Origin of the sequence: Aeromonas aquatica, assembly GCF_000764655.1 — a bacterium.
Classification (GTDB): Bacteria; Pseudomonadota; Gammaproteobacteria; order Enterobacterales; family Aeromonadaceae; genus Aeromonas; species Aeromonas aquatica.
Window position 1 is genome coordinate 1 of the sequence record NZ_JRGL01000111.1, and the last position, 8,620, is coordinate 8,620.

The window sequence follows — 8,620 nt, forward strand, 5'->3', positions numbered from 1 at the left end:
GTTGGCCATCCATTGTCTGGCCCGCAGCCCCTTCCTGCAGGCTGATGCCGCCGTCGATGCCGAGGCTGGGATCCGTGCCGTCGTTGATGGAGACCACCAGATCGGCGCGGGTCTCATCACCGTCGATCTCCTTGGCCGAGACGGTGAGCCCGAGCGAGAGCTCATCGCTGCCCTGATGATCCAGGGGCCCATTGAGGGAGAGGGTCACGGTGCCGTCAATGTCGCTGCCAGACTGGTTCGCACTCAGCTCGGCCTTGATCACCTCGACTCGATTGCCCTTGTCGTCGAGGTAATAACCGCTGAGCAGACGGTCGCTGCTGAACTCGAAGCTCAGCACATGGCCGTCGCTGCTGAGCCCGCTGCCGTTAAGGCGGGCCAGGGTATTGGCCTGATCTGCGAAGACGACGGAGTCCGCCAGCAGGGGATCGGCCTGGTGGCCTACCACGAAGTGGCTCTGGCCCACTACGGCCCCGGCATCGGCAAAGGCATCCTCGGTGAGGGTGATGGGGGTCAGCGTAAAATCGGGGGGCGTGCTGTCCACCAGATTGACGTTGAGGCTGGCGTGGACCAGATCCCCGTCGCTGTCGCGATACTCCAGCGAGAACGGCAGGCTCAGGCTGTCCTGGTCGTGATCCAGGCTCTGGTTCCAGACGATGCGATAGCTGCCGTCATTGGAGAGCGTCAGGGTGAAAACGGTGATCCCGCCTGCGCTGGCGGTGAGGGTTTGACCGCTTATCTGGTAGGAGAGCGCCGTGCCCTGGCTGCTGAGACCGAGCTGCTCGAGGGCACTCTGATCGGCGGCGAAGCTCACCTGCAGGCTGCCATCCATGCCGGCGCCGGTATGCAGGGAACCGGTGGCACTCACCGGGCCCTTGGCCAGATCCGCCTCGGACAAGGTCAGCACATCGCTCTGGCCGATGAGGGGCGCCCCGTCGACCACCCGGTTACCCGCCAGATCCGTCACCTCGGCGCGCACCTCGTAGGGGCCCTGGATGGTCGACAAATCGAGATTATCAAGCTGCCAGCGACCGTCACTGCCCACCAGGGCGGTGCCGCTGTAGAGGGTCTGGCCATTCTGGCCGATGAGGGTGACGGTGACGCTCTGGCCCGCCTCGACCTGAGTCGTGGTGCCGCTCAGGGTGGCGTTGTCGTGGCCCAGGATGTTCTGGGTGTCGAGATCGTCGATGTCGATGCTGGCCTGGGTATCGACAGTGACGGTCAGGGTGTCGCTGGCGCTGTTGCCGGCGATGTCGACGGAGTCGACGCGAAAATCATAGGCCCCGTCGGCCATGTCGTTCGGGATCTGATATTGCCAGTTGCCATTGCCATCGACGGTGAGCACGGTCATAACCTTGCCACCGAGACTCAGGGTGACGGTGGCGCCGGGCTCCCCCTTGCCTTGCAGCAGCGGGGTGGTGTCGCGAGTCAGATCGTCCCCCTGGCTGGCGCCGGTGTCGCTTTCATCAGCCAGGTCGAGCGTGATGGTGGTGATGGTGTCGAGCAGGGTCTGACCGAGATCGCTGGCCCTGTTGCCGGCAGCATCCTGGGTATCGGCCTGGATCGTCAGGGGGCCATCCACCAGCTTGCCGGTGACATCGCCGAAATTGGCCTCCCAGACAAAGCCGGGCAGCACCACTGTGGTGGTGGTGAGGCGGTTGCCGTCCTGATCGGTCAGGGTGACGGTCACCGTCTGGCCGACTTCCACATCTTGCACAGTGCCACGAATGATGACCCCGGCCGCCTCATCGGCGTTGATGATGTTGTCGAGGGTCTGGGGCTCGGTGATGGTGATATAGGCATGCTGATCCTGATCTTCGACATAGGGCTCGTCATTGCCCTGAAGAGAAACCTGGTGGTTGGTGTCAAAGCCCGCCTCCACCACGGTGAAGTCGTTGTTGAGATCCACCACCACGAAGCCACCGGCGCTGGAGCCGACCACACCGCCCCCCGTGGCGGCTGCCGCGTTACCGGCCGCGGTCTCCTCAAACAGCTCGGTCGGGTCGGCGCCCTGGCGGATGGCCTCCTGCAGGCTGGCCAGCTCGGGATCGAGCTGCTGGGGATCCGGCTGCAACTGAGCCAGCTCGAGCCTATCTGAGGTGTTGGCTTCAGCGGCCGGATCGGCCAACTCGAATCGCCCATCGGATTCGGCGAGCAGACGTTCGCCAGGCTGCAGCTGCATGCCCACCGCCGCACGGTGTAAGGTGCCGTCGGCATCCATGACAAACACGACACCCTCCAATTGGGTAATCAGGGTCGGTTTTTCGATTCGCAGCTCAGCCATATTTCCTCCAACGCATAAACACTGACTCCCCTGAATATGAAGGGACGGGGAAGTCACAGTGACAGGTGGTCATTTTACCGTCTCGGCCGGCATATATCCCTTCGACATTTTCGAAAATATCGAAAGAAAACACGGCCAAACGTCCTACTTAATGCAAGAAAACGTTATCCCATGGGGATGTCTGCATTATTTCCGCTCATTTCTCTTTGGACGTCACCCGGCATGTGTCTCTTGGCACCCATTTATACGACAGCTTCTGACTGCCTGCCCGGTCTGGCCTGAGTGCCGATCATTTCACCGTGAACCTCTCAGGGTAGGCCCCGTATCGATAAAAGTGAATTTCCATTCGTTCGTTCACCACAGTTTCCCATGCTGGCAATGCCCTCTCATCTCTTTCACTCCAGGGAATGGAGCCCCTTCCCCCGCCTGTCTTCCCGCCGGTATGGCCCTTATCCGGCAGTGGTCATTCGCACTAAGCTCCCAATAGCATTCAATAATTAAAGCTGGATCTCACTTTTCACATGTGGATCCGCTGGCAATTGATCTAGCGCAATCCCCGTCGCGATAAATAATTATCCGTTTTACCTATTTGGTAATATCTCCCTGAGCAATCGCATAAAAAGCATTCTTTATGCACCAATAAAAATTAATCGGCCTGCCATGCCCGTCGACGACGGGCACTGATATCCACGCACCAAGATGGAAGGATCAGGCCCCGCAAGGACATTTATCTGGGAGTGATGATCGTGGGTTCACACAACAAACCATCCAGGCTGGGCTTCGCTGCCCTGCTATTGACGGCCCTGCTGGGCAGCAGTTGGGCAATGGCCGATGAGGCCACCCCCAAGGGCAAGTTCGAGGCGCGCAACGAGCTGTTCGCCAAGGATCACGTCGATCAGTTCGACAGCTGGAAATCGACCAGCGAGAGCAAGGAACGCACCGACGCCCTGGCGGAAGATCCGCAGATGGTGGTGCTCTGGGCCGGCTACCCCTTCTCCAAGGATTACAACAAGCCGCGCGGCCACTTCTACGCCCTGACCGACGTGCGGGAAACCCTGCGCACCGGCGCCCCCAAGACCGCCGAGGATGGCCCCCTGCCCATGGCCTGCTGGAGCTGCAAGGGCCCGGACGTGGCCCGCGTCATCGACGAGAAGGGCGAGGATGGCTACTTCAAGGGGATGTGGGCCAAGGGTGGCCCGGAGATCGTCAACACCATCGGCTGCGCCGACTGCCATGATACCGCCTCCAAGGAGTTCAAGGAGGGCAAACCCGCCCTGCAGCTCTCCCGCCCCTATGCGGACAGAGCCATGAACGCCATCCACAAGCCGTTCAAGGAGCAGGGTCGTTTCGATCAGCAATCCCAGGTCTGCGGCCAGTGCCACGTGGAGTACTACTTCAGTGGCCCCACCAAGGCGGTGAAATTCCCCTGGGACAAGGGCACCACGGTTGAGCAGATGGAAGAGTACTACGACGAAATCGGCTTCGCCGACTGGACCCACGCCCTCTCCAAGGCCCCCATGCTCAAGGCCCAGCACCCGGAATACGAGACCTGGCGCGCCGGCATTCACGGTCAGAACAACGTCGCCTGCGTCGACTGTCACATGCCCAAGGTGCAGAACGAACAGGGCAAGGTCTACACGGATCACAAGGTCGGCAACCCCTTCGATCGCTTCGAGCAAACCTGCCGCAACTGCCACACCCAGAGCAAGGAGATGCTGCAAGACGTCGTCCACCAACGCAAGGTGGCGATCACCGAGATCAAGCTCAAGGTCGAGAAGCAGCTGGTGCACGCCCACTTCGAGGCCAAGGCGGCCTGGGATGCCGGCGCCACCGAGGCAGAGATGAAGGACATCCTGCAAGACATCCGCCACGCCCAATGGCGTTGGGACTTCTCCATCGCCTCCCACGGGGTGCAGGCCCATGCCCCGGAAGTGGCATTGAGGATGCTGGGCAGCGCCCTGGACAAGGCGGCCGACGCCCGCACCAAGCTGGCTCGCCTGCTGGCCGCCAAGGGGATCAGCCACGAGATCGCCATTCCTGACATCTCCAGCAAGGAGAAGGCTCAGGCCGCGCTTGGCATGGACATGAAGCAGATGAACAGCGACAAGGCCCAGTTCCTCAAGACCACTGTCCCCGCCTGGGAAGCCGAGGCCAAAGCGGCCGGACGGCTCGCACAATGACGAGGCCGGCGGGCCCGCATCATCGGGCCCGCCGCCGAATGGAGGCTTCCTATGGGTGATTTAACGATGGATTTCTTACGACTGATGCTGATGGCAGCCATGCTGCTGACCAGCGTGCAGGGCCAGGCCGCGGATCAGACTGCCGCACCGACCGCCATGCCCGCCCCCCACCAGGTTGAGTTCTTGCGCAGCGCCGACAAGGCCTGTACCGACTGCCACAAGGAGCAGAAAGAGGGCATGCACGGCCAGCATGCCAAGGCGACCAATCCCAACAACCTGGCCCCGGTGACCTGCACCAACTGTCACGGCCAGCCCTCCCTCCAGCACCGGGAAGGGGTCAAGGATGTGATGCGCTTTAGCGATAGCTTCAACCAGCCGCAAGGCAAGGATGGCTATCCCATCGCCGAGCAAAACAGCGTCTGCATGAGCTGCCATGAGCCCAAACCCCTGCGCGAGGCGCTCTGGGCCCACGACGTGCACATGAGCAAGCTCAGTTGCACCAGCTGCCACCAGCTGCACCCGGCCAAGGAGCCCATGGTGGGGATCCCGGCAACATCCCGCATCAAGCTGTGCGTCGACTGTCACAGCAAGCAGCACGAGGCCATCAAGGCCAAGACCGCCGCCAAGGTGGATGCCGCCCAGGACAAGGAGGCGCCATGAGCTGCTCTCGCCGTCAATTTATGGCCGGCATGGGAGCGGGCGCCCTCATCATGATGACGGGCCCCGCTCGCGCTGGCACCGCCGCCCTCGCCCACAGTCAGCGCATCGACGGGGTACGCTACGGCATGCTGCACGACGAGACCGCCTGCATCGGCTGTACCGCCTGCATGGATGCCTGCCGCGAGACCAACAAGGTGCCGGAGGGGGTCTCGCGCCTCGAGATCCTCCGCTCCGGCCCCGAGGGCGAGTATCCCAATCAGGAGTACCGCTTCTTTCGCAAGTCCTGCCAGCATTGTGACAACGCCCCCTGCGTCCACGTCTGCCCGACCGGGGCCTCCCATCGCCGCGCCGAGGATGGCATCGTCGATGTGAACCCGGATCTCTGCGTCGGTTGCATGTACTGCCTCGCCGCCTGCCCCTACCGGGTGCGTTTCATCAACCCGGTCACCAGGGTGGCGGACAAGTGCGACTTCTGCCGCCAGACCAACCTGGCCCAGGGCAAACAACCCGCCTGTGTCGAGGCCTGCCCCACCCAGGCGCTGGTATTTGGCAATCTGGATGATCCCCAGAGCGCCCTCAGCCAGCGGATCGCAAAGGAAGAAACCTATCGCTTCAAGGAGGCGCTCGGCACCTCGCCCAAGATGTACCGCATCGCCAAAGGGGAGAAGTCATGATCTGGCATAACGCGTTTCACCGTGAGTCACGGACACCAGAGGGAGAGATCTGATGTGGCATGATGCTTTTCACTTCGAATCCCTGGTGTGGGATGGCCCCATCGCCATCTACCTGTTCCTGCTCGGCATCTCCGCCGGCTCCTGCACCCTGTCGGTGTTGCTGCGCCTGCGCAAGGGGGCCGGCAGCGAGAGCGGCATCATCAAAGCGACCGCCATCCTGGCGCCGCTCAGCGTGATCCTCGGTCTGATGTTGCTCATCCACCACCTGGCCCGTCCCTGGACCTTCTGGAAGCTGATGTTCCACTACCAGTTCGACTCCGTGATGTCCATGGGGGTCATGCTGTTCCAGGTCTATATGGCGGTCCTGTTCGCCTGGCTAGGGGTGGTGTTTAGAGCCGAAATCGAGGGGCTGCGCCGCAAGCTGCTTGGCGACAAGCTGGCCTTCGTCGATGGCCTGATTGCTCTCGTCGGCCGTTTCGAGCGGCTGCTCGCCCCGGTCCTGTTAGTGCTGGCGGCGCTGCTCGGTGCCTACACCGGCTTCCTGCTGTCCGCCTTGATAAGCTACCCCATGCTGCACAACCCGGTGCTGCCGGTGCTGTTCCTCATCTCGGGAGTGAGCTCGGGGGTGGCCTCCACCACCTTGCTGGCGGTCACCCTGTTCAAGGAGGACGGCCACAGCCCAGGGGTGAGCTTCGTGCACCGTTTCGAGCGCCCCGTGGTGACGCTGGAGCTGTTGCTGCTGGCCAGCTTCTTCGGCGTACTCTATGCCGCAGGTGGCCAGAGCGAGGTGGCGATGCAGGCGGCGATCGGCGGTGGCTTCTGGTCCAACGTCTTCTGGTTCGGGGTGATCGGGGTCGGCATCCTGCTGCCCCAGTTGCTGAGCCTCGTTGCCGGCAAGGAGAAGGCCCATCGGCCCTCCCACCTGGTGCTGCTGTGCAGCCTGAGCCTGCTGGGGATCCTGATGCTGCGCTACTTCATCCTCTACGCCGGACAGATGACGCTGGTCTGACACCCGGCTGTTGAAACCGGATACAGATATGGCGGGGAAACCCGCCTTCTTTATGCGCCGATATCTCCCTCACCAGACGCGCTTTGCGTATATGCCACGTCTCACCTTTCCTTCCTGAACGCGATGCTCCCCCTTCCCTTCGATGGGTTAAGGCCCCAGCCCCCGATGCACAGCCTCTCTCCCTCACCATTGATGGCAATGCCTCCCCCATGCCGATGGCCATTGATAGCGAACGGGTTGCAGCCCGATACGAACAGTGCCGAGGGACCGAGCCGTGCCGATAGGGCGACATGATGGGCGATACGGGAAAGATGGCTTGGCGCCGATGGTGGCTGGCAGGAAAGGACGGATTGTCAGGCGAGTCGACGATGGTTGCGGGATAGCGGAGGTGGGAGCAGAAAGATGGCCCGCCCCATGGGGAGGCGGGCCTGGGAGATATCAGAGGGCGCGATCGATGCGGATGTCGATCGGCGCTGCCGGAACAGAGCTCGTCGGTATGGTGACGGAGATCCCTTCGAAGGCCCCCTCCTTGTTCATCACATCGCCACCCCGGGTCAGCCTGGCCTTGAATTGCAGCTCGGGATAGGTGGAGAGCCCATTTCCCCCCATCATGCCATTGTCGTCACCCAGGGACAGGGAGACGGGGAACTGGGGGTTGGCGGCCTGTTTGGCCGACACCGGCATGGAGGGTCCCTTGGGAACGATTGCAAACACGAACAGGTGGGCATCCTCCGGCAACTGAATGCCGGGGGCCAGCGTGATCTTCAGCGGAAAACCACCCACTACCGGCGAGGGCTGTTGCTCTCCTGCCGGCTTGGTCTCAGCCCGGGACTGGGTAGCAGAAGCGGCAGGTGCAGGAGCCTCCCGCTCGCCAAGCTGCTGGCGTGCATAGGCCATGGATCGCTCCACCATGGCATAGCGGGCCGAGCCCTGCTCCAGCATGGGCAGCATCTTCTGGAAGCGAGCCAGTGCAGTCTGGAAATCCTCCTGTTGCAGCGCCATGAAGGCATGGAGGGAGCGTGCCTCTATGTTTTTCGGGTTCTGAGCGATGGCGATTTGCAGCAGCCGCTCCGCCTGCGCCTCCTCCCCCGTCATCATCAGCGCCTGAGCATAGGGAACGGCCACTTCCCCCTTCTTGGGGGTCAGCTCGTAGGCACGCGCCAGCGCCTCGCGCGCCATCTCGGGATCGTTGCCATCCAGGGTCAGACGACCCAGCAGCAGCCAGCCACGGTAATCGTCCGGCTCATCCTGAAGGCGGGTGCGCAGGCCGAGCATCAGATCCTGCAGATCCTGCTCGGTCACCTCGGCATCGCGCTCCACCAGGATGCGGTTACTCAGCTCCCCGAGCCGGCTGTTGGCATCCTGCCAGCGGCTCACCTCTTGCCAGGCACCCAGCTGGTAGTAGAGGCCGAGGCTCACCACCACCAACACCAGCACCCCGGGGATCCACACCAGGCTCTTGCCGCCACGGGCAGTCTGCTCCACGTCGGGGATGTCGTCCAGCAGGCTGCGTTGCAGCTCCACCAGGGATTCCCCCTCCTCCGCCAGCACGCCCTGGTCGCGCTCCTCGCCGATTTCCAGCACACGCTGGCGATAGAGCTGCTTGTTGAGCGCCGAGCGGCTGATGCTCTGGCTGCCCTCACCGCGCCACAGCGGCAAGATCAGCGCCAGGCTCACCAACACCAGCAGGGCCGCGATCACCATCCAAAAAGCGGTCATTGTTTCTCTTCCTCTTTGAGCAGGGCGGCCAGCCGGGCCTGCTCTTGTTCGCTCAGGGCACTCTCTGCCCGGACGGCAGCGGGGGAACGGCGGCGGC

The 8,620-nt window shown here is 62.7% G+C and carries 6 protein-coding genes; 4 read left to right on the plus strand and 2 right to left on the minus strand.

Annotation, left to right across the window (positions count from 1 at the left end; all coding sequences use genetic code 11):
• Positions 1-2,281: retention module-containing protein (locus LG30_RS0113960; protein ID WP_033131308.1), on the minus strand; the 2,281-nt coding region annotated here is incomplete at its 3' end.
• A gap of 740 nt (positions 2,282-3,021) precedes the next feature.
• On the opposite strand from LG30_RS0113960, the gene nrfA reads away from it, so the two are divergent.
• Genes nrfA through nrfD form a run of 4 tightly spaced genes read left to right on the plus strand, consistent with a single transcriptional unit; the run spans position 3,022 to position 6,804 of the window.
• The gene (gene nrfA / locus LG30_RS0113965) at positions 3,022-4,461 is read left to right on the plus strand and encodes an ammonia-forming nitrite reductase cytochrome c552 subunit (protein ID WP_033131309.1); all 1,440 of its coding nucleotides are present in this window, start codon (positions 3,022-3,024) and stop codon (positions 4,459-4,461) included.
• 51 nt (positions 4,462-4,512) lie between these two features.
• Entirely contained in the window at positions 4,513-5,121 is a 609-nt protein-coding gene (gene nrfB, locus LG30_RS0113970; RefSeq protein ID WP_033131310.1) for a cytochrome c nitrite reductase pentaheme subunit, read from the plus strand.
• A complete protein-coding gene (gene nrfC, locus LG30_RS0113975) occupies positions 5,118-5,795 on the plus strand; it encodes a cytochrome c nitrite reductase Fe-S protein (RefSeq protein ID WP_033131311.1) in 678 nt (225 codons plus the stop codon). The genes nrfB and nrfC overlap by 4 nt, the downstream gene beginning before the upstream one ends.
• Positions 5,796-5,847: 52 nt before the next feature.
• Positions 5,848-6,804, plus strand: a complete 957-nt coding sequence (nrfD, locus tag LG30_RS0113980; protein ID WP_033131312.1) for a cytochrome c nitrite reductase subunit NrfD — start codon at positions 5,848-5,850, stop codon at positions 6,802-6,804.
• A gap of 438 nt (positions 6,805-7,242) precedes the next feature.
• Here the strand turns inward: nrfD and ccmI are convergent, their stop codons facing one another.
• On the minus strand, positions 7,243-8,523 hold the full coding sequence (ccmI, locus tag LG30_RS0113985; protein ID WP_033131313.1) for a c-type cytochrome biogenesis protein CcmI: 1,281 nt from the start codon (positions 8,521-8,523) through the stop codon (positions 7,243-7,245).
• Positions 8,524-8,620 lie beyond the last annotated feature (97 nt).

Coding starts and splice junctions, on each gene's coding strand:
- nrfA (WP_033131309.1), top strand. CDS start 3,022: ATGATCGTGGGTTCACACAACAAACCATCCAGGCTGGGCTTCGCTGCC.
- nrfB (WP_033131310.1), top strand. CDS start 4,513: ATGGGTGATTTAACGATGGATTTCTTACGACTGATGCTGATGGCAGCC.
- nrfC (WP_033131311.1), top strand. CDS start 5,118: ATGAGCTGCTCTCGCCGTCAATTTATGGCCGGCATGGGAGCGGGCGCC.
- nrfD (WP_033131312.1), top strand. CDS start 5,848: ATGTGGCATGATGCTTTTCACTTCGAATCCCTGGTGTGGGATGGCCCC.
- ccmI (WP_033131313.1), bottom strand. CDS start 8,523: ATGACCGCTTTTTGGATGGTGATCGCGGCCCTGCTGGTGTTGGTGAGC.